The 19,424-nt window shown below is 64.6% G+C and carries 17 protein-coding genes and 1 pseudogene; 12 read left to right on the top strand and 6 right to left on the bottom strand.

Annotation, left to right across the window (positions count from 1 at the left end):
* Nucleotides 1-23: 23 nt before the first annotated feature.
* Nucleotides 24-914, top strand: a complete 891-nt coding sequence (locus tag BVH01_RS20820) for a YihY/virulence factor BrkB family protein (protein WP_075932160.1) — start codon at nt 24-26, stop codon at nt 912-914.
* Here the strand turns inward: BVH01_RS20820 and BVH01_RS20815 are convergent.
* The 3 genes and pseudogenes from BVH01_RS20815 to BVH01_RS20805 all read right to left on the bottom strand — a co-directional run bounded on the left by BVH01_RS20815 (nt 907) and on the right by BVH01_RS20805 (nt 2,793).
* Nucleotides 907-1,383, bottom strand: coding sequence for an LEA type 2 family protein (locus BVH01_RS20815; RefSeq protein WP_075932159.1), 477 nt, complete (start codon nt 1,381-1,383; stop codon nt 907-909). The two genes, BVH01_RS20820 and BVH01_RS20815, sit on opposite strands and share 8 nt — an antisense overlap.
* Nucleotides 1,384-1,440: 57 nt before the next feature.
* A pseudogene (locus tag BVH01_RS25045) lies at nt 1,441-1,828 on the bottom strand (EamA family transporter); the annotation flags it as partial.
* 329 nt (nt 1,829-2,157) lie between these two features.
* Nucleotides 2,158-2,793: a TetR family transcriptional regulator gene (locus tag BVH01_RS20805; protein WP_075932157.1), complete on the bottom strand. Its 636-nt coding sequence runs from the start codon at nt 2,791-2,793 to the stop codon at nt 2,158-2,160.
* 201 nt (nt 2,794-2,994) lie between these two features.
* Between BVH01_RS20805 and BVH01_RS20800 the strand changes: the two genes are divergently transcribed.
* The 3 genes from BVH01_RS20800 to BVH01_RS20790 are packed head-to-tail and all read left to right on the top strand — an operon-like array spanning nt 2,995 to nt 8,740.
* Nucleotides 2,995-4,134, top strand: coding sequence for an efflux RND transporter periplasmic adaptor subunit (locus BVH01_RS20800; RefSeq protein WP_075932156.1), 1,140 nt, complete (start codon nt 2,995-2,997; stop codon nt 4,132-4,134).
* A 14-nt stretch (nt 4,135-4,148) separates the two neighbouring features.
* The gene (locus BVH01_RS20795) at nt 4,149-7,292 is read left to right on the top strand and encodes an efflux RND transporter permease subunit (protein WP_075932155.1); all 3,144 of its coding nucleotides are present in this window, start codon (nt 4,149-4,151) and stop codon (nt 7,290-7,292) included.
* Nucleotides 7,289-8,740, top strand: coding sequence for an AdeC/AdeK/OprM family multidrug efflux complex outer membrane factor (locus BVH01_RS20790; protein WP_075932154.1), 1,452 nt, complete (start codon nt 7,289-7,291; stop codon nt 8,738-8,740). Before BVH01_RS20795 ends, BVH01_RS20790 begins: the two co-directional genes overlap by 4 nt.
* A 62-nt stretch (nt 8,741-8,802) precedes the next feature.
* Here BVH01_RS20790 and BVH01_RS20785 read toward each other — a convergent pair whose 3' ends face one another.
* The 3 genes from BVH01_RS20785 to BVH01_RS20775 all read right to left on the bottom strand — a co-directional run bounded on the left by BVH01_RS20785 (nt 8,803) and on the right by BVH01_RS20775 (nt 10,575).
* Nucleotides 8,803-9,465: a DedA family protein gene (locus BVH01_RS20785; RefSeq protein ID WP_075932153.1), complete on the bottom strand. Its 663-nt coding sequence runs from the start codon at nt 9,463-9,465 to the stop codon at nt 8,803-8,805.
* Nucleotides 9,466-9,647: 182 nt separating this feature from the next.
* Nucleotides 9,648-10,094, bottom strand: coding sequence for a hypothetical protein (locus BVH01_RS20780; protein WP_075932152.1), 447 nt, complete (start codon nt 10,092-10,094; stop codon nt 9,648-9,650).
* A 118-nt stretch (nt 10,095-10,212) separates the two neighbouring features.
* The gene (locus BVH01_RS20775) at nt 10,213-10,575 is read right to left on the bottom strand and encodes an RcnB family protein (protein ID WP_075932151.1); all 363 of its coding nucleotides are present in this window, start codon (nt 10,573-10,575) and stop codon (nt 10,213-10,215) included.
* A 210-nt stretch (nt 10,576-10,785) separates the two neighbouring features.
* Here BVH01_RS20775 and BVH01_RS20770 point away from each other — a divergent pair, with 210 nt between their 5' ends.
* The 8 genes from BVH01_RS20770 to BVH01_RS20735 all read left to right on the top strand — a co-directional run bounded on the left by BVH01_RS20770 (nt 10,786) and on the right by BVH01_RS20735 (nt 19,421).
* Complete coding sequence (locus BVH01_RS20770) at nt 10,786-11,175, top strand: DUF3592 domain-containing protein (RefSeq protein ID WP_075932150.1); 390 nt, start codon at nt 10,786-10,788, stop codon at nt 11,173-11,175.
* 178 nt (nt 11,176-11,353) lie between these two features.
* Complete coding sequence (locus BVH01_RS20765; RefSeq protein ID WP_075932605.1) at nt 11,354-11,917, top strand: antibiotic biosynthesis monooxygenase; 564 nt, start codon at nt 11,354-11,356, stop codon at nt 11,915-11,917.
* Between the two features lie 35 nt (nt 11,918-11,952).
* Nucleotides 11,953-12,771: an alpha/beta fold hydrolase gene (locus tag BVH01_RS20760; RefSeq protein WP_075932149.1), complete on the top strand. Its 819-nt coding sequence runs from the start codon at nt 11,953-11,955 to the stop codon at nt 12,769-12,771.
* A 148-nt stretch (nt 12,772-12,919) separates the two neighbouring features.
* A complete protein-coding gene (locus BVH01_RS20755) occupies nt 12,920-14,761 on the top strand; it encodes an amidohydrolase (protein ID WP_168177309.1) in 1,842 nt (613 codons plus the stop codon).
* Nucleotides 14,762-15,009: 248 nt separating this feature from the next.
* On the top strand, nt 15,010-16,653 hold the full coding sequence (locus BVH01_RS20750; RefSeq protein WP_075932147.1) for an MFS transporter: 1,644 nt from the start codon (nt 15,010-15,012) through the stop codon (nt 16,651-16,653).
* Nucleotides 16,650-17,276, top strand: coding sequence for an isochorismate family cysteine hydrolase YcaC (gene ycaC / locus BVH01_RS20745; protein ID WP_075932146.1), 627 nt, complete (start codon nt 16,650-16,652; stop codon nt 17,274-17,276). Before BVH01_RS20750 ends, ycaC begins: the two co-directional genes overlap by 4 nt.
* Nucleotides 17,277-17,385: 109 nt before the next feature.
* Nucleotides 17,386-18,288: a LysR family transcriptional regulator gene (locus BVH01_RS20740; RefSeq protein ID WP_075932145.1), complete on the top strand. Its 903-nt coding sequence runs from the start codon at nt 17,386-17,388 to the stop codon at nt 18,286-18,288.
* Between the two features lie 176 nt (nt 18,289-18,464).
* On the top strand, nt 18,465-19,421 hold the full coding sequence (locus BVH01_RS20735) for a GlxA family transcriptional regulator (protein WP_075932144.1): 957 nt from the start codon (nt 18,465-18,467) through the stop codon (nt 19,419-19,421).
* The last annotated feature ends 3 nt before the right edge of the window (nt 19,422-19,424 follow it).

Genomic DNA, 19,424 nt, shown 5'->3' with positions numbered 1-19,424 from the left:
CCGCCATAGCCAGTGGAGGCGCTATGTTTTTTCCCCAGTTGCCGGGTGTCAGCCTGTTCCAAGTGATGAAGAAGACGGTCACCGACTTCATTGACGACGAGCTGCCCACCTATGCCTCGGCCCTGGCCTTCCAGATGTTCTTTTCGCTGTTTCCCTTTCTGCTGTTTCTGGTCGCGCTGATCAGCCTGCTCGACATGCAGCCGTTCTTCGACTGGCTGCGTCAGCAGGCCGAACTGCTGCTGCCGCTGTCCACGGTCGAATTGGTCAACCCGGTAATCGACCAGTTGCAGACCCAGAAAGCCGGGCTGTTCTCGATCGGTATCGTGGTAGCGCTGTGGACGGCTTCGTCAGCGGTGCGCTCGACCATGGACGCGATGAACAAGGCCTATGGCGTTAAAGAGGGGCGCAAGCCGTGGAAGCGTATCCCGCTGTCGCTGCTGTACACCATCGGTATCGCGGCGGCGCTGCTGACTGCCGCCGCACTGATGGTGCTCGGCCCGCAGGTAATGAACTGGCTGGCGCATCAGATCGGTATCGAGCAGATCGTGGTTACTCTGTGGAACTGGCTGCGCCTGCCCGTGGCGGTGTTCCTGCTGATGATCGTGGTGGCGGTGGTGTATTACGTGGCGCCGGATGTCGAGCAACGCTTCCGCTTCATCACGCCAGGCTCGGTATTGGCGGTGGTGGTGTGGATCGCCGCCTCGGTCGGCTTCGCCTATTACGCGCAGAACTTCGCCAACTACAACGCCACCTACGGCAGCATTGGCGCGATCATCATCTTTCTGCTGTACCTGCACATTTCCTGTGCGGTGCTGTTGTTCGGCGCTGAGCTCAACGCGGTCATCGAGCATTATTCGGACGAAGGCAAGGAACCGGGCGAGAAGGAAGTGCAGCCGGAAAACGAGCCTACCTGACGGCAGGCGGCTCGGGCGGCCAGGTCAACCGGCCGCTGTCGCTGAAACGCCGCGTGCCGAACAGGCCGTCGGCGAGCTTGCCCCGCAGCTGATAGGGCAGGTTCTGCCCCGGTTGATGAGTGCTGGCGCCCCAAGCCTGGCGCAGCACCGAATAGGCCGAAATGGTCACCGGGACGCTGATCACCGTCTCACCAAAGCGTGGTACCTGACCGCGCTGGTCGCTGACGCCGCGCGCCAGCGGTTGGTCGTTGATGTCCAGGGCGAGCGATACGCCATTGAAGTCGATGGCACTTTCATTGGGATTCTGCACCCGCAACTTCACGGCGAAACGCGCTTCCAGCCCTTGCGACGGCAGCGGCTCCAGCCCGACCAGGTCGATATGCAGCGGATCGCGCGGTGCCCAGGATGCACAGCCGGCCAGCGCGGCCATCAGCAGCAGGGCATTCAGGTGGCGCAGTGTCGGGCGCATGGCAATTCTCCGGCAACGTTGATCGTGCAGTTGAGACCGCAGCCGGGAGCGATCGGCTCAGGCCGTCGCGCGTTGTCTGGCTGCCAGCACCAAGGCGATGCCACCCAATACGGCCAGTGAACTCAACCCCAGGCGCAGGCTCAGAGCCTCGCCCAGCAACAGCCCGCCAGCCAGCGAGCGCGGTGATGACCGGGACGCTCAGTTGCACGGTGGCGGCCTGGATGGCTTTCAGGTCGGCGATGGCCATGTATCAGATGGCGTAGCCGAGCCCGGAGGCCAGGGCACCGGACGCCAGGGCGTAAAGCACGCCACTTACGTCCCACTCCATGGTCTGCAGCAGCGCAAGGCTGAGCAGTGCGGTCAGGGGCTGGCAGCGCACGAAGTTGCCGGTGGTGGCCGCCAGTGCATCGCTGGCGCTGCGCCCCAGCAATGAACAGGCGCCCCAGGTCTAGCGGCGGGGGAGTCTTTTCTTGGGCGCGTGAGCGGATCTAAGCATGGCCGCTGAACGCGCGGGCCATGGGCACAAGGTTCCAGAACCTGTTCATGATCTTTAAGCCCAGGTTTGGCGACTAAGTGGCGCAAGCGGCCGTTATCCGAGCCATTGTGGGAGCCGCGACCTCGCGGCGAATCGCTCAGGCACCGCCGAAATAGGCAGTCAGGCTGCAATCGTTTCGCCCCGAGGTCGGGGCTCCCACAGGTTGGTTTGAGTGTCTGCTCCTGCCTTGTAGTTGCCGCTTCATGCGCAGATAAGACTTTGAACAGGCTCCAAGTCGATCAGCAGGTACGCAGCGCTTCGCTGTGTTGCAGCATGTCGATCATCGCATCGACCATCGCGTGGGCATGGGCCTGCAGGTCGTAGGCGTCAGGATTGAGCAGCCAGTGGGCCTGCAGGCCGTCCATGTAAGCATGCAGGCAGATCGCTGCGCGCTGGCAGTCGAGGTTGGCTGGCAGTTGGTTGCGGTTGACGGCATTACGTAATGTTCTGGCAATGCGTTGGTCGCATTCTTGCTGGAACACCTGCATCTGCTGGCGCAGGCCGCCGAGCTCGGAGCTGTATTCGCATTTGTATTGCAGAATTTCTCCGACCCGACGGCATTCGCTGTCGGCGTGCATACGCAACAGCAGCTGCACCAGTAGTTGGCGCATGTTGCCCAATGGGTCAGGTTCGTCCTCGCTTTCGCAGGCGCGAGACAGTTCTTCCTGGGGCAACAGGCGACGGTCGAGCATGGCCTGGAATACGTCGACCTTGTTCTGGAAGTGCCAGTAGATGGCGCCACGCGTGACGCCGGCTGCAGCGGCGATGTCCGCCAGTGAGGTGGCCGACACGCCATTGGCGTAGAACACCCGCTCAGCGGCATCGAGAATCTGCGCGCGGGTTTCTTCGGCTTCCTCTTTGGTGCGTCTGGCCATAGCGCGGCTTCCAGGCGTAAAAAATTCGGATCAAAACCCCTGGTCGGGGTCACACAGGCGCGCAGTGTCACACAAAAAGATGCATTTACAAACATTCTCGAACGTAAGTATATTTGCGCTCTATTTCCCAGTATCCACCTCGGCTATCTGCCAGGTACCGCCCCCCGCGGCTCGAATCACTTAGACATGAGGTCCTTTCAGATGCAGAAGAAGCCAGCCTTCGCCGCTATGGTTTCCGCTATCGCTCTGGCCACGCTGACGCTCGCTGGCTGCAGCGACGAGGCTGCTCCGCCACCGCGTCAGGCGCCGACTGTCGGCATCGTCACGCTGCAGGCAGAGCCTTACACGCTGACCACCGAACTGCCGGGCAGAACCGCCGCCTACCGCATCGCCGAGGTGCGTCCGCAGGTCGACGGCATCATCCAGAAGCGTCTGTTCGAGGAAGGTTCCGAGGTCAAGGCTGGCCAGCAGCTTTACCAGATCGACGCGGCGGTATACGAGGCAGCAGCCAAGAGTGCCCAGGCCACCCTGGCCTCGGCCAAGTCGCTGGCGGAGCGTTACAAGAGCCTGGTGTCCGATCAAGCCGTGAGCCGTCAGGCCTACGATGAAGCCCAGGCGTCTCGCCTGCAGGCCGAGGCCTCGCTGGAACAGGCGCGCATCAACGTGCGCTACACCAAGGTGCTGGCGCCCATCGCCGGTCGCGTCGGCCGTTCCGCCGTCACCGAAGGCGCGCTGGTCAGCAACGGCCAGACCAATGCCATGGCGACCATCCAGCAGCTCGATCCGATCTACGTCGACGTGACTCAGCCGACCAAGGACCTGCTGCGCCTGCGCCGCGAACTGGAAAGCGGCCAGCTGCAGAAGGCCAGCGATACCGCCGCCAAGGTGCAGCTGCGCCTCGAGGACGGCAGCACCTACGAGCACGAAGGTACCCTGGAATTCGCCGAAGTGTCGGTCGATGAAGGCACTGGCTCGGTAACCATGCGCGCCGTGTTCCCCAACCCTGACCACACCCTGCTGCCTGGCATGTTCGTGCATGCGCGCCTGCCCGCCGGTGTGAACAAGGAAGCGATCCTCGCGCCGCAGCAGGGTGTGACCCGCAATTCCAAGGGCGACCCGACCGCGCTGGTGGTCAACGCCGAGAACAAGGTCGAGCTGCGCCAGATCAAGGCCGAACGTACCGCTGGCAACCGCTGGCTGGTGCTCGACGGCCTGAAGTCCGGCGACAAGCTGATCACCGAGGGCCTGCAGTTCGTGCAGCCGGGGGCCGAGGTGAAAACCACCGAAGCGAAGAACGTGGCAGCGCCGCAACAGGCGGCTGACCAGGCTGAGAGCCGCTAAGGAGCGATTACACGATGTCGAATTTCTTCATCGACAGGCCGATTTTCGCCTGGGTGATCGCCTTGGTGATCATGCTGGCCGGCGGCCTGTCCATCCTCAAACTGCCGGTCAACCAGTACCCGAGCATCGCCGCGCCTGCCGTGAGCATCCAGGTCAACTACCCGGGTGCCTCCGCACAGACCGTGCAGGACACCGTGGTACAGGTGATCGAGCAGCAAATGAACGGTATCGACGGGCTGCGCTACATCAGCTCGGCGAGCAACTCCGACGGCAGCATGGAAATCGTCGTCACCTTCAACCAGGGCACCAACCCGGACATCGCCCAGGTTCAGGTGCAGAACAAGCTGCAGCTGGCCACCCCGCTGTTGCCTCAAGAGGTCCAGCAGCAGGGCCTGCGCGTCACCAAGGCGGTGAAGAACTTCCTCTTGGTGATCGGCGTGGTGTCCACCGACGGCAGCATGACCAACCAGGACCTGTCCAACTACATCGTCGCCAACATGCAAGACCCGATTTCCCGGACGCCGGGCGTCGGCGACTTCCAGGTGTTCGGTGCCCAGTACGCCATGCGCATCTGGCTCGACCCCGCCAAGCTCAACAACTTTCAACTGACTCCGGTCGATGTGCGTACCGCCGTACAGGCTCAGAACGTGCAGATTTCCTCCGGCCAGTTCGGTGGCCTGCCAGCCGGCCCCGGCCAGCAGCTCAACGCCACCATCATCGGCAAGACCCGCCTGCAGACCCCTGAGCAGTTCCGCAACATTCTGCTCAAGGTCAATCGCGACGGTTCCCAGGTGCGCCTGGGCGATGTCGCCAAGGTCGAGCTGGGCGGTGAGAACTACAACATCCGTGCGCAATTCAACGGCAACCCGGCCTCCGGTCTGGCGATCAAGCTGGCCACCGGCGCCAATGCCCTGGATACCGCCAAGGCGATCCGCGCCACCATCGAAGAGCTGAAACCGTTCTTCCCGGCCGGCATGGAAGTGGTGATGCCGTACGACTCCACGCCTGTGGTGCAGGAGTCTATCCATGGCGTGATCATGACCCTGATCGAAGCCTTCGTGCTGGTCTTCCTGGTCATGTACCTGTTCCTGCAGAACTTCCGCGCCACGTTGATCCCCACCCTGGCCGTACCGGTGGTACTGCTCGGCACCTTCGGCGTGCTGGCGGTGTTCGGCTACAGCATCAACACCCTGACGATGTTCGCCATGATCCTGGCCATCGGCCTGCTGGTGGACGATGCCATCGTGGTGGTCGAGAACGTCGAGCGGGTGATGCGCGAAGAGGGGCTGTCACCGCTCGAGGCGACGCGAAAATCCATGGGCCAGATCCAGGGCGCGCTGGTCGGTATCGGCGTGGTGCTGTCGGCGGTACTGCTGCCGATGGCCTTCTTTGGCGGCTCGGTGGGCGTGATCTACCGGCAGTTCTCGATCACCATCGTTTCGGCCATGGTGCTTTCGGTGATCCTCGCGCTGATCTTCACGCCGGCGCTGTGCGCCACCATGCTCAAACCGATCGCCAAGGGCGAGCACCATGAGAAGGGCGGCTTCTTCGGCTGGTTCAACCGTACCTTCGAGCGTAGCGTCAACGGCTACGAGCGTGGTGTACGCGGCGTGGTCAAGCGCAAGGCGCCGTTCCTGATCATCTACGCGATCATCGTGGCGGTGGCAGGCTGGCTGTTCACCCTGATCCCGTCGGCGTTCCTGCCCGAGGAAGACCAGGGCGTGCTGTTCGCCCAGGTGCAGACGCCGTCCGGCTCCAGTGCCGAGCGTACCCAGGCGGTCGTCGACGACATGCGCAAGTACCTGCTCGAAGACGAGAAGGACGTGGTCAATTCGGTGTTCACCGTGACCGGCTTCAACTTCGCCGGCCGTGGCCAGAGCTCGGGTATGGCGTTCATCATGCTCAAGCCGTGGTCCGAGCGTACCGCTGCCGGCACCAGCGTCGCCGAGCTGGCGCAGCGTGCCCAGGGCCGCTTCTTCGGTGGCGAGTTCCGCGACGCCATGGTGTTCGCCTTCGCCCCGCCTGCGGTCATGGAGCTGGGTAACGCCACCGGCTTCAACCTGTTCCTGCAGGACCGCGCCGGCGTTGGCCAGGCCACCCTGAACGAAGCCCGTGACAAGTTCCTGCAATTGGCCAACCAGAGCCCGGTGCTCAGCAGCGTGCGCGCCAACGGCCTGCTCGACGAGCCGCAGTACAAGCTGCTGATCGACGATGAGAAGGTGCGCACCCTGGGTGTGTCCCTGTCGGACGTCAACACCACTCTGCAGATCGGTTGGGGCGGCAGTTACGTCAACGACTTCATCGACCGCGGCCGCGTCAAGAAGGTGTACCTGCAGGGTCAAAGCGACTCGCGCATGAACCCCGAAGACCTGAGTAAGTGGCACGTACGCAACGACCAGGGCCAGATGGTGCCGTTCAGCGCCTTCGCCACTGGCGAGTGGACCTACGGCTCGCCCAAGCTGTCGCGCTACAATGGGGTGAGCGCCATCGAGATTCTCGGTGCGCCCGCGCCGGGCCACAGTTCGGGTGAGGCGATGGCCGAAGTCGAGCGCATCGCGGCCGAGTTGCCGCAGGGTGTCGGCTTCGACTGGACCGGGCAATCCTACGAGGAACGTCTGGCGGGTTCGCAGACCCTGGCCCTCTATGCGCTGTCGCTGCTGGTGGTGTTCCTCTGCCTGGCGGCACTGTACGAGAGCTGGTCGATTCCGTTCTCGGTGATCCTGGTAGTACCGCTGGGTATCCTCGGTGCGCTGCTGTTCACCCTGGGGCGCGGATTGTCCAACGACGTGTTCTTCCAGGTGGGCCTGATCACCACCATCGGTTTGTCGGCACGGAACGCGATCCTCATCGTCGAATTCGCCAAGTCGCTGCACGAGCAGGGCATGAGCCATCTCGAGGCGGCGGTCGAGGCGTGCCGCATGCGACTGCGCCCGATCATCATGACCTCCCTGGCGTTCATCCTCGGTGTGGTTCCGCTGGCCATTTCCAGCGGCGCGGGTGCCGGCAGCAAACATGCCATCGGTACCGGTGTGATCGGCGGTATGCTTACCGCGGCGGTGCTGGCGATCTTCTGGATCCCGCTGTTCTACGTGGTGGTCAGCTCGATGTTCAAGGACAAGAGCGCCAAAAAACTCAACGATGAGGAGGCCGTCCAGTGAGGCAGTCCCTGTTGTCTCTAGCCGTCGCGAGCATTGTACTCAGCGGCTGCACCATGATCCCCGACTACCAGCGCCCCGATGCGCCGGTCGACAGTGCCTGGCCCCAGGGCCAGGCGTACCAGGGCAGCGCCGTGCAGGGCTCGGTCGCGGCGGCCGATCTCGGCTGGCGCGAGTTCCTGCGTGACCCGGCCCTGCAGCGCCTGGTGGAAACCGCGCTCAACAACAACCGCGATCTGCGCGTGGCGGCATTGAACGTCGAGGCGTACCAGGCCCAGTACCGTATCCAGCGTTCGGAGCTGTTCCCCAACGTATCGGCCGATGGCAGCGGTACCCGCCAGCGTACTCCCGCTGACCTGTCGCAGACTGGCCGTTCCACGGTCGGTGGCCAGTACAGCGCGACCGTGGGCGTGAATGCCTGGGAAGTGGACTTCTTCGGTCGCCTGCGCAGCCTCAACGAGCAGACGCTGCAGCAGTACTTCGCCACCGAAGAGGCGCAGCGCAGCACCCAGATCAGCCTGATCGCCAGCGTGGCCAATGCCTACCTGACGCTGCAGGCCGACGAGGCGTTGCTCAAGCTGACCCGCGAAACCCTCGGCACCTTCCAGCGCAGCCTGGAACTGACCCAGCGCAGCTTCGACGTCGGTGTGACCGATGCCCTGTCCCTGAGCCAGGCGCGCACCTCGGTGCAGACCGCCCAGGCCAACCTGGCGCAGTACACCCGCCAGGTCGCCCAGGATCGCAACGCCCTGGGCGTGCTGCTCGGCGGCCCGGTGCCGGCCGACCTGCCGCAGGGCGAGGGGCTGAACAAGCAACTGCTGGCCGACGTGCCGGCGGGCCTGCCGTCCGACCTGCTGCAACGCCGCCCCGACGTGCTGCAGGCCGAGCGTGAACTGCTCGCTGCTAACGCCAGCATCGGCGCTGCACGTGCCGCGTTCTTCCCGAGCATCAGCCTGACCGCCAACGCCGGTACCGCCAGCCGCCAGCTGTCGGGCCTGTTCGACGGTGGTTCGGGCACCTGGCTGTTCCAGCCGCAGATCAACCTGCCGATCTTCACGGCCGGTCGCCTGCGCGCCAACCTCGACTACGCCGAGATCCAGAAGAACATCCAGGTGGCGAACTACGAGAAAGCGGTGCAGACCGCCTTCCAGGAAGTCTCCGATGGCCTTGCCGCGCGGGGTACCTTCGAGGAGCAACTGCAGGCGCAGCGCAGCCTAGTGGAAACCTCCGAGAACTACTACGACCTGGCCGACCGCCGTTTCCGTACCGGCGTGGACAGCTACCTGACCCTGCTCGATGCCCAGCGCCAGCTGTTCAGCGCCGAGCAGCAACTGATCGGCGTACGCCTGTCGCAGCTCACCAGCGAGATCAACCTGTACAAGGCGCTCGGTGGCGGCTGGAACGAGCGTACCCAGACCGCACCGGCCACCGCGGCCGCACCGCAGCCCTGATCGGTTGCGGTCAGCCACTAAAAACCCCGCGATCGCGGGGTTTTTTTATGGGCGTCAGGTTCTTACTGCGGTGTCTGCACGCGCGCCGAGCTGCTCATCTTGTGGCGAACCAGCTGGATCACGCCCGGCAGGATCGACACGATGATGATGCCGATGATCAGGTAGTGCAGGTTGCTCTGCACCGCCGGCAGGTTGCCGAAGAAGTAGCCGCCGTAGGTGAACAGGGTGACCCACAGGATCGCGCCGACCACGTTGTAGGCGGCGAAGTGGGCGTAGTTCATGCGGCCCATGCCGGCGACGAAGGGTGCGAAGGTGCGCACGATCGGCACGAAGCGCGCCAGGATGATGGTCTTGCCACCGTGGCGGGCATAGAACTGCTGGGTGATTTCCAGGTGGCGACGGCGGAAGATCTTCGAGTCCGGGTTACGGAACAGCCGCTGGCCCATGAAGCGGCCGATGGTGTAATTCACCGCATCGCCGAGAATCGCCGCGGTGATCAGCAGCAGCACCAGCAGGTGCACGTTCATGGTGCCGTGCACGGCGATGGCGCCGGCCACGAACAGCAGCGAGTCACCGGGCAGGAACGGCGTGACCACCAGGCCGGTTTCGCAGAACACGATCAGGAACAGGATCGCGTAGATCCATGTGCCGTATTGAGCGGTCAGGGCCGCTAGGTGCTGGTCGATATGCAGAATGAAATCGATAACCAGGTGAATGAATTCCATCGAGGGCTCCAACGATAGGGCAGCCCGATGACGATCCGGGCGGGCTGCTTGGGGGCGGCATTATGCTCGCATCGGCGTGCAAAGGCGCGAGGCTGAGGCAGGGTTTTGAGCTCTCGGCTCTGCAAGCGTTCCCTGCGGCGAGCGCGGTGCGATGAACGTAAACGTGGCCAGACGGCCGAGAGTTATTGCTTGCTGCGTGGCTGGATATGCAGCTCGGTGGTTTGGGCGTCCTTGGCCTGCAGGGTGGCCGGGTCGCGCTTGCTGCCGTCCTGCTGGGCGCGCTGTTTGGCGAGGGCGGCCATGCGCTCCGACCAGGCGAATTGCAGCTCGCGGTATTGCGGTGCTACTGCCGCGCTGTTGAGGCGCGCCTGTTCCTGCCAGAACTCGGTATCACCGCGCCACCAGGGGTCTTCCCCGGGCGCCAACGGCTCTATCGGCGCAACCTTGGGGGCGGCAGCCGGAGCCGGGGTGACCTTGATGGTGGTCGGCGCCGCCTGCTGATGCGCCGGATAGAATCGGGCGAACAGATGAGCAGCCCCATAAGCCAGCGCGGCGCCAACGGCCACCGCAAGGGCGCTGCGCGCGAACTCACTGCGCGGGCTTTTGGGTTTGCTTGCTGAAACTTTCATCATCCATCCCTAGAAGAGAAAGAACCGACACGAGGCATGACGGAACCTGCGTGAATGATAGCCACTTACGCGGCGTCGTTGAGCTTTATTTCCGTGTCGGTGCAGCGTGCCAGAGCGATTACTTGCCCTTGATGATGCGCTGGATGGTGCCGGTGTTGTTGTTGAGCAACACGTAGTCGGTACCAATCTTCACCCAGTGCTCGTGCTCCTTGTCTTCGGGCTCCGGCAGGTTGTGCTTTTTCAGATCCTTGATCGCGTAATCGTCACGCCAGTACTTGTGCGGCGCCGGGGTGCCTTCCTTGAGATCGCCGATGTGCATCGGATCCTTGGCTTGCGGATCTTCCTGGTCCGGCTGCTGCTTGAGCACCTGATCCTGATAGACCTCACGGGCCGGTTCCTGCTCGGCCGGGTCGGCCGCATGGGCCATGCCGCTGACCAGCAGGGCGCCAAACAAGATGCTGAGGGTAGGCGTGGTTTTCATGTGACTCTCCTTAATCCGTGTCCATATGAATGGACAGGATCAGGTTGCGGAAAACTCAACCTAAATTTTCGTCACCCCACCGGCCTGTCGTCTTCTTATACCGCGTTGCCGGTGACACTTCTGCACACCCCGCCGAACGGCAGGTTTTTTCCGTGAACCTTCGGGCTGCAGGGGGGCACTACTTATTCACGTACCTGATTCGAGTGACCCATGCCTGTTGCTGTTTTTCTTGCCCTGGTGTTCGGCTGCGTCGGCGCCTTACTCATGGGCATCGGCCTTTCCCGGCGCCGCGTCAGCCGCGACTGGCTGTGCGCGCAAGGGCGCATCATCGCCAGTGACTGGGGGCTCAGCACGCCGAGCCGTTATCCGCGTTTCGAGTGGCGCGACGAGCACGGCAACCTGCACATGCACGAGAGCAGCATGAGCAGTTGGCGCCACTACCGCAAAGGCGACCTGGTGGCGGTGCGCTACGACCCGGCCTTCCCTAAGCGCGCGGTGATCGACACCCCGGTGCAGCGCGGCGCCTCGTTCTTCTGGCTGGGCGGGCTGCTGTGCGGCATTGCTGGTCTGTTTCTGTTGGTTGAGCTGCTGCTCAACTAGCCGACCGTTTCCAGCCGCCGTTTCGAGCGGCTGTGACCATTGAGCACATACGTCCAATAACGCCGCTCGACGCAGCGGCATAGTGGCTGCACGGTCGGCCATGGCCACAGGCTTGCTGATCGTCACGCCGCAGGCCATGGCCTCGCGGATCGATTTCGCCGCCAGGGACGCCTCTTCGATGCCAGCCATTCAACCGAGCGATGTGCTGACCCTGGTCATCCAGCACAAGGTGCGCCCAGGTTGCCTGCCGGCCTACGAAGCCTGGCTCAAGCGTGCCCTGGCCGCTGCCGAACAGCAGCCCGGCCACCTGGGCGTCAACGTGATCCGTACGGATGGGCAGGGCGGTGCCTTCACCACCGTGCTGCGCTTCGCCGAAGGTTGGCAACTGGACGAGTGGATCGCCTCGGATCGCCGGCGTCTGCTGATCGACGAAGTGCTGCCGCTGCTCGAAGGCGGCGACCAGATCCAGGTCAGCCGCGACCACGAATTCTGGTTCACCCCCGAACATCCCCAGGCGCCCCAGCCGGCGAAGTGGAAGCAGGCGGTGCTGACCTACCTGGTCATCTGCCCGTTGACCATGATCATCCCGCTGCTGTGGCAGCCGCTGTTCCAGCAGTACCCGGCGCTGGCGGGCGTGGTACCGAGCAACCTGCTGATCACCCTGTGCATCGTCGTGCCGGTGGTGTTCTGGATCATGCCGGCGGTCACCCGCTGGAGCGCCGGCTGGCTGAGCGCCCGCTGACTTCCCCCTACGTTTCTACCCGAGAGGTAATTTCCATGAGCACATTCACGACCCGTGACGGCACCGAGATCTATTTCAAGGACTGGGGCAGCGGCAAGCCCGTGCTGTTCAGCCATGGCTGGCCGCTGGACGCCGACATGTGGGAATACCAGATGCAGTACCTGAGCAGCCGCGGCTACCGCACCATCGCCTTCGACCGTCGCGGTTTCGGGCGTTCCAGCCAGCCGTGGACGGGCTACGACTACGACACGTTCGCCGACGACATCGCCCAACTGATCGAACACCTCGATCTGTATGACGTGACCCTGGTGGGCTTTTCCATGGGCGGCGGCGACGTCAGCCGCTATATCGGCCGCCACGGCACCTCGCGGGTGAGCAAGCTGGCGCTGCTCGGCGCGGTCACGCCGATCTTCGGCAAGGCCGCGGATTTCCCCGAGGGCGTCGACGCCTCGGTATTCGCCGGCATCAAGGACGGCCTGCTCAAGGACCGCGCGCAGTTCATCAGCGATTTCGCGACGCCGTTCTATGGCATCGACAAGGGCCACGCGATCTCCGATGGCGTGCTCACCCAGACCCTCAACATCGCGCTGCTGGCGTCGCTCAAGGGCACCGTCGACTGCGTGACCGCGTTCTCGGAAACCGATTTCCGCGCCGACATGGCCAAGGTCGATGTACCGACCCTGGTGATCCACGGCGACGCCGACGCCATCGTGCCGTTCGAAACCACCGGCCGCCTCGCCGCGCAGATGATCGAGGGCGCCGAACTGAAGGTGTACGAGGGCGCGCCCCACGGCTTCGCCGTGACCCATCAGCAGCGTCTGAACGAAGACCTGCTGGCCTTCGTGTCCCGCTGATCGACCGGAGCGCCCAGCCATGACCAATGATCCCAAAGACCCGAAACGCCGCCAGGTCGTTGCTGCCGGTGGCCTGCTCGGCGCGGCTGGCGCGCTGTGGTCCGCCTTACCCTTTGCCGGCGGTGCCGGCTATGCATTCGGAGCCAACATGAACGACGCCGACTTGATCCTGCTCAACGGCAAATTCCACACCGTGGACCCCGAGCGCCCGCATGCGAGCGCCGTGGCGATCAAGGATGGCCGCTTCGTCACGGTCGGCAGCGACGCCGAGGCCATGGCCACCAAGGGCGCCGCCACCCAGGTCATCGACCTCAACAAGCGCACCGCGATTCCCGGCCTCAACGACTCGCACCTGCACCTGATCCGCGGCGGCCTAAACTACAACCTCGAGCTGCGCTGGGAGGGCGTGCCGTCGCTGGCCGATGCACTGCGCATGCTCAAGGACCAGGCCGACCGCACGCCCACCCCGCAATGGGTGCGCGTGGTCGGGGGCTGGAGCGAATTCCAGTTCGCCGAAAAGCGCATGCCGACCCTGGCCGAGATCAACCAGGCGGCGCCGGACACCCCGGTGTTCCTGCTGCACCTCTATGACCACGCCTTGCTCAACCGCGCCGCCCTGCGGGTGGTCGGCTACACCAAGGACACGCCTAACCCGCCCGGTGGCGAAATCCAGCGCGACGCCAATGGCGAACCCACCGGCATGCTGATCGCCCGCCCCAACGCGATGATCCTCTACTCGACCCTGTCCAAAGGGCCCAAGCTGCCCCTTGAATACCAGGTCAACTCGACCCGCCAGTTCATGCGCGAGCTCAATCGCCTTGGCCTGACCAGCGCCATCGATGCCGGCGGCGGTTACCAGAACTATCCGGACGACTATCAGGTGATCCAGGAGCTGGCCGACAACGATCAGTTGACCGTACGCATCGCCTACAACCTGTTCACCCAGAAGCCCAAGGAAGAGCTGGCTGACTTCCAGCAGTGGACCAGGACCGTCACCTACGGCCAGGGTACCGACTACTTGCGCCACAACGGCGCCGGCGAGATGCTGGCATTCTCCGCCGCCGACTTCGAGGACTTCCTCGAGCCGCGCCCGGACCTGCCGCCGAACATGGAAGCCGACCTGGAGCCGGTGGTGCGCCACCTGGTCGAGCACCGCTGGCCGTTCCGCCTGCACGCCACTTACGACGAATCCATCTCGCGCATGCTCGACGTGTTCGAGAAGGTCAACCGCGACATCCCGTTCAATGGCCTGCTGTGGTTCTTCGACCATGCCGAAACCATCACCCCGAAGAACATCGAGCGGGTGAGGGCGCTGGGCGGTGGCATCGCCATCCAGCACCGCATGGCGTTCCAGGGTGAATACTTCGTCGACCGCTACGGCAAGCAGGCGGCGGAAAGTACCCCGCCGATCAAACGCATGCTCGCCGAGGGCGTGCCGGTCGGCGCCGGCACCGACGCCACTCGCGTGGCCAGCTACAACCCCTGGACCTCGCTGTACTGGCTGGTCAGCGGTAAGACCGTGGGCGGCACCGCGTTGTATCCCGAAGGGCTGTCGCGGGAAGTCGCGCTGCAACTGTTCACCCAGGGCAGCGCCTGGTTCTCCAACGAGCAGGGCAAGAAGGGGCAGATCCGCGTGGGTCAGCTGGCCGACGTGGCGGTGCTTTCCCAGGACTATTTCAGCGTGTCCGAAGAAGCCATCAAGTACCTGGAATCGGTGCTCACCGTGGTGGGCGGCAAGGTGGTCTACGGCGCCGACGAGTTCGACAAGCACGGCAACCCACCGCTGCCGGTACTTCCGGACTGGTCGCCAGTAGCCAAGGTACCGGGGCACTGGAAGCCCGCTGCGCCGCTGCAGGCCGCCGTGCACCAGTGCGTCGGCTCCTGCGCGGTACACGCCCACAGCCATGAGCGAGCGCGGCAGAGCAAGGTGCCGGTGAGCGACTACGCCGGCTTCTGGGGCGCTTTCGGGTGTTCGTGCTTCGCGTTCTGACTGGCGTGTGCTGATCGCTTCTCAGAAGTCGCGCGAGAGCGATCAGGCCGCATGGCAAATGTGGGAGCGGGGCATGCGCGCGAATCGCGGGCATGGCCCGCTCCCACAGGAAGATTGAGGCTCGCCTGCCGCTACCGCTTGGGCCTGCGCAGTTAACGACACATTTTTTTATCGGCGTCTCTCCGCCGCCTCGGGCACCGCTGTGCCCATTTTTTACCGACAACGACTGCTGTTAAACGGGATAACCCATGACCCGCGTCACCCAACCAACCACCGCCGGCCCCTGGAGCCCACTGCGCACATCGGTGTTCCGCTGGCTGTGGCTGGCCAACATTGCCTCGAACATCGGCACCTGGATGCACGAGGTCGGTGCCGGCTGGCTGATGACCTCGTTGTCGGCCAGCCCGCTCGCCGTGGCGCTGGTGCAGGTGGCGGCGGCGCTGCCGATGTTTTTCCTGGCGCTGCCCGCCGGCGCCCTGGCCGATATCGTCGACAAGCGTCGCTATCTGCTGACCGTGCAGCTGTGGATGGCGACCGTGGCGGTGCTGCTCGCCGGCCTGACGCTGCTGGGCCTGATGAACGTGCCGCTGCTCCTGTTGCTGACCCTGGCCATGGGCATAGGTACAGCGCTGATGATGCCGGCCTGGTCGGCGCTGACGCCCGAGCTGGTCGGCAAGAGCGAGCTGCCGGCTGCCGTGGCGCTGTCCAGCCTGGGCATGAACGTAGCGCGGGCCATCGGCCCGGCTATCGCGGGTGTGCTGGTGAGCCTCAGCGGCCCCTGGCTGACCTTCGCCCTCAACGCCGTGTCGTTCTTCGCGGTGATCGCTGCGCTGTACGCCTGGAAGCGCACGCCCACGGTGAGCATCCTGCCGGCCGAGCGGCTGTTCGGCGCGGTGCGGCTCGGCGTGCGTTATGCGCGCAGCGCCAAACCGCTGCAGGCCGTGCTGGCGCGCACCTTCGCGTTCTTCGTTGGCGCCAGTGCCGGCATGTCGCTGCTGCCGCTGCTGGTGCGCCGCGAGCTGCACGGTACGGCGGCGGACTTCGGCATCCTGCTGGGCTGCGTGGGTGCTGGTGCCATCGGTGGGGCGATGTTCCTGCCCAAACTGCGTGAGCGGCTGCGCAGCGACCTGATCGTCGCCGGCGCCAGTCTCGCCTATGCCGCGGTGCTGTTCGGCCTGGCCTTCATTCGCGACTTCACCCTGTTGATTCCGGTGATGCTGGTCAGCGGTGCCGCCTGGATCGCCGTGCTGTCGAGCCTGCAGGTCGCCGCGCAAACCTCCGTGCCGAGTTGGGTGCGCGCCCGCGCCCTGGCCGTCTACATCCTGGTGTTCTTTGGTTGCAGCGCCCTGGGCGGCATCGTCTGGGGCTCGCTGGCCAGCGAGTACTCGCTGAGCGTGGCCCTGGCCAGCGGCGGGGCGATGCTGGTGCTCGGCGTGCTGCTGTCCTGGCGCTTCCGCCTGCCGGTCACCGATGCCGAGGACCTGGCGCCTTCCGTGCACTGGCCGGCCCCGGTACTCAGTGCTGACCTGGACCGCGAGCGCGGCCCGGTCATGGTCACCCTCGAATACGACATTCCTCGGGAGAGCGCCGAGGCGTTCAGCCACGCGATGCTCGCCGTGCGCGCCATGCGCCGGCGCAACGGCGCGCTGTCCTGGGGGCTGCTGCAGGACAGCGAGAACCCGCACCTCTGGCAGGAATTCTTCTTCGACGCCTCCTGGCTCGAACACCTGCGCCATCACGGCCGCGTCACCGTGGCCGAGCAGCGCATCGAGGCCGCCGCCCGTCAGTACCAGCGCGAAGGCGTTCCGGTACGCATCCGCCATCTGCTCGGCGTGCCCGAGCCGCGAGCGGTCGATTCCCGTTTTCCCACCCCACCCGGAGTTTCATCATGAGCAAGCCCTACAACCGCCTGGACAAAGACAACGCCGCCGTTCTGCTGGTCGACCACCAGGCCGGTCTGCTGTCCCTGGTGCGTGACATCGACCCGGACAAGTTCAAGAACAACGTGCTGGCCCTGGCCGACCTCGCCAAGTTCTTCAAGCTGCCGACCATCCTCACCACCAGCTTCGAAACCGGCCCCAACGGCCCGCTGGTTCCAGAACTGAAAGCGCTGTTCCCGGACGCGCCGTACATCGCCCGCCCAGGCCAGATCAACGCCTGGGACAACGAAGACTTCGTCAAGGCGATCAAGGCCACCGGCAAGAAGCAACTGATCATCGCTGGCGTGGTGACCGAAGTGTGCGTGGCGTTCCCGGCCCTGGCGGCCATCGAAGAAGGCTTCGACGTGTTCGTGGTGACCGACGCTTCCGGCACCTTCAACCAGATCAGCCGCGACTCGGCCTGGCAGCGCATGACCGCCGCCGGCGCGCAACTGATGAACTGGTTCGCCGTGGCCTGCGAGCTGCACCGCGACTGGCGCAACGACGTGGAAGGGCTGGCGAAGATCTGCTCGGATCACATCCCGGACTACCGCAACCTGATCACCAGCTACTCGGCGCTCACCGAAGGCAAGTAACAGGTGAGGGTGGCTGGCGCCTCAGCCGTCCACCCATTCAGCGGGCCGCGGCGAATTTCCTGTCGCGGCCCCATCCCTTTCTGCGGCGCAGCCTTTCCGGGAGCCCATCGTGAACCGCAATGATCTGCGCAAAGTCGACCTGCAGCTGCTGGTCGTGTTCGAAAGCCTGATGCACGAGCGCAACCTCACGCGCACGGCGGAAAAGCTCTACCTCGGCCAGCCGGCGATCAGCGCCTCGCTGACCCGTTTGCGTGACTATTTCAACGACCCGCTGCTGGTGCGCAACGGCCGCGAGATGGAGCCCACGCCCCGCGCGCTGGAAATTTTCCGCCGCCTGCCGGCTGCTCTGGATGGCATTTCCCAGGCGATCAGCGAGGTACGTGACTTCGACCCAAGTAACAGCAATGCAGTGTTTCGCATCGGCATGTCCGATGACGTCGAATGCGGCCTGCTGCCCCAGTTGCTCGCCCACCTGCGCCAACAGGCGCCCGAATGCGTGCTGGTGGTGCGCAATGCCAACTTCCTGCTGCTGCCCGGGTTGCTCGCCACCGGCGAGGTGTCCATCGGCATCAGCTACACCACCCAACTGCCGGCCAATGCCAAATGCCGTTGCCTGCGCGACATCCGCGCCATGGTGATTCGCGCCGCCGACGGCACGCCGCCACTGACCCTGGACGATTACTGCACGCGCCCCCATGCGCTGGTGTCGATGTCAGGCGACCTGTGCGGCAACATCGACCAGGACCTGGCGCGCCTGCAGCGCAGCCGCAGGATCGCCCTGGCGGTGCCGCATTTCAACGGCCTGGGCGCGCTGCTGCGCAACTCCGACATGATCGCCACCATTCCCGACTACGCCGCCGAGGCGCTGGTGCAGGGCGGCGGCCTGGTGATGGAAGAGCCGCCGTTCGAGATCGTGCCGGCGCAGCTGACCATGGTCTGGCGCGCCGCCCAGGATCAGGACCCGGCCGAACGCTGGTTGCGCGAGCAGATCCTCAGGTTCATGGCCGCCTGAAGCCGAATACCTTGCCTGGCGCTCTGCCACCAGCACTTTGGTGGGGCATGCCGGCACCTCTTGCGGGGGCTGTGCGGCCGGCTGTCATGCTCCGATAATCGACGCTAGGATTTACAAAACTGACGGTCGCTCCCACGGGGCAGCGGCATCCGGCCTTGTATGCTTCGAGATTGTGCATGACCACCAAAACCGTGGCGATTCTGCTCTTCGCCGACGTCCTGATGCTCGACGTGGCGGGCCCCATAGAGGTGTTCTCGGTCGCCAACCGTTACCTGCCCGAGAGCGACCACTACCGCATCGTCACCCTGGGCGCCGAGTCGCTCAGCGTGCGTGCTTCCAACGGCATCGTCATGCAGGCCGATCAACTGGCCATCGATGCACCGCCAGCCTACGACACCCTGCTGGTGCCCGGCGGGCCGGGGGCCTACAACGACCGGCATCCGTACCTGCATGGCTGGTTGCGTGAGGCGGCCCAAGCGTCGCGCCGGCATGGCGCGGTGTGTACCGGGGCCTTCATCCTCGGCGAGGCGGGGCTGCTCGACGGCCATCGCGTGACCACCCACTGGCATTATCTGGATCGCCTGGCCAAGCGCTTTCCCAAGGCGCAGCTGGAAACCGATCAGTTGTTCACCAAGGACGGCAAGCTGCTCAGTTCCGGCGGCGTGACGGCAGGTATCGACCTGGCGCTGTCGATGCTCGCCGACGACCACGGCAAGAAGCTCGCGCTGGACGTTGCCAAGGTGCTGCTGGTGGTGATCAAGCGCCAGGGCGGCCAGGCTCAGTTCAGCCCGCTGCTGCCACCGAGCACCCAGGGCGCCACGCCGCTGGACCGTGTGCAGCAGTACGTGCTGGAAAACATTCAGGAGCCGTTCAGCGTCGAGCAACTGGCCGAACTGGCGGCGATGAGCGTGCGCAACTTTGCCCGGGTATTCACCCGCGAGCTACAGATGACGCCCATGGAGTTCGTGCTCAACGCCCGTGTCGACCACGCCCGCTCGCTGCTGGAAAGCACCGAGCTGCCGTTGAAGACCGTGGCCTTTCGCAGCGGCTTCGGCAGCACTCGGCATATGCGGCAGATGTTCGACAAGCGCCTGGGCCTGACCCCGGTGCAATACCGTCACCAGTTCGGCTGATCG

The sequence above is a fragment of the Pseudomonas sp. PA1(2017) genome (assembly GCF_001945375.1).
Lineage (GTDB): Bacteria > Pseudomonadota > Gammaproteobacteria > Pseudomonadales > Pseudomonadaceae > Aquipseudomonas.
This window is presented reverse-complemented; position numbering and strand designations above follow the sequence as displayed.

Bases quoted from the DNA above. Each gene is read 5' to 3' on its own strand.
- BVH01_RS20820 (WP_075932160.1), top strand. From the start codon at position 24: ATGTTTTTTCCCCAGTTGCCGGGTGTCAGCCTGTTCCAAGTGATGAAG.
- BVH01_RS20815 (WP_075932159.1), bottom strand. From the start codon at position 1,383: ATGCGCCCGACACTGCGCCACCTGAATGCCCTGCTGCTGATGGCCGCG.
- BVH01_RS20805 (WP_075932157.1), bottom strand. From the start codon at position 2,793: ATGGCCAGACGCACCAAAGAGGAAGCCGAAGAAACCCGCGCGCAGATT.
- BVH01_RS20800 (WP_075932156.1), top strand. From the start codon at position 2,995: ATGCAGAAGAAGCCAGCCTTCGCCGCTATGGTTTCCGCTATCGCTCTG.
- BVH01_RS20795 (WP_075932155.1), top strand. From the start codon at position 4,149: ATGTCGAATTTCTTCATCGACAGGCCGATTTTCGCCTGGGTGATCGCC.
- BVH01_RS20785 (WP_075932153.1), bottom strand. From the start codon at position 9,465: ATGGAATTCATTCACCTGGTTATCGATTTCATTCTGCATATCGACCAG.
- BVH01_RS20780 (WP_075932152.1), bottom strand. From the start codon at position 10,094: ATGAAAGTTTCAGCAAGCAAACCCAAAAGCCCGCGCAGTGAGTTCGCG.
- BVH01_RS20775 (WP_075932151.1), bottom strand. From the start codon at position 10,575: ATGAAAACCACGCCTACCCTCAGCATCTTGTTTGGCGCCCTGCTGGTC.
- BVH01_RS20770 (WP_075932150.1), top strand. From the start codon at position 10,786: ATGCCTGTTGCTGTTTTTCTTGCCCTGGTGTTCGGCTGCGTCGGCGCC.
- BVH01_RS20765 (WP_075932605.1), top strand. From the start codon at position 11,354: ATGCCAGCCATTCAACCGAGCGATGTGCTGACCCTGGTCATCCAGCAC.
- BVH01_RS20760 (WP_075932149.1), top strand. From the start codon at position 11,953: ATGAGCACATTCACGACCCGTGACGGCACCGAGATCTATTTCAAGGAC.
- BVH01_RS20755 (WP_168177309.1), top strand. From the start codon at position 12,920: ATGAACGACGCCGACTTGATCCTGCTCAACGGCAAATTCCACACCGTG.
- BVH01_RS20750 (WP_075932147.1), top strand. From the start codon at position 15,010: ATGACCCGCGTCACCCAACCAACCACCGCCGGCCCCTGGAGCCCACTG.
- ycaC (WP_075932146.1), top strand. From the start codon at position 16,650: ATGAGCAAGCCCTACAACCGCCTGGACAAAGACAACGCCGCCGTTCTG.
- BVH01_RS20735 (WP_075932144.1), top strand. From the start codon at position 18,465: ATGACCACCAAAACCGTGGCGATTCTGCTCTTCGCCGACGTCCTGATG.